Source organism: Clostridium sp. MCC344 (genome assembly GCF_018785365.1).
Lineage (GTDB): Bacteria > Bacillota > Clostridia > Lachnospirales > Lachnospiraceae > Pilosibacter.
The window spans coordinates 1-274 of the sequence record NZ_WQPQ01000121.1; the positions used below are offsets into that span (position 1 = coordinate 1).

1 pseudogene is annotated in these 274 nt (G+C 42.3%); it reads left to right on the forward strand.

Going from position 1 to position 274, the window contains the following annotated elements:
* Positions 1 to 274, forward strand: a pseudogene (locus tag GPK90_RS18760) (IS5/IS1182 family transposase); the annotation flags it as partial.

The following is a 274-nucleotide window of genomic DNA, read 5'->3' on the forward strand; positions in this document are numbered from 1 at the left end:
CCGTTTTTGAAAGACATGGAGAATCACCTGGGATTTAAGTATTCAAAAGTCGTTGCAGATGGCGGGTACGAAAGTGAAGAAAACTATCTTTTCATTGAGGAAAACGGACAGACCGCCTATATAAAGCCGCAGAACTATGAGATTTCGAAGACCCGAAAATACAAAAAAGACAGCAGTAGAAGGGAAAACATGGAGTACCATGCAGACAGGGACAGCTACATCTGCCTCAACGGAAGGGAACTAACTGTCACAAATGAACGCAGAAGTAAAACAA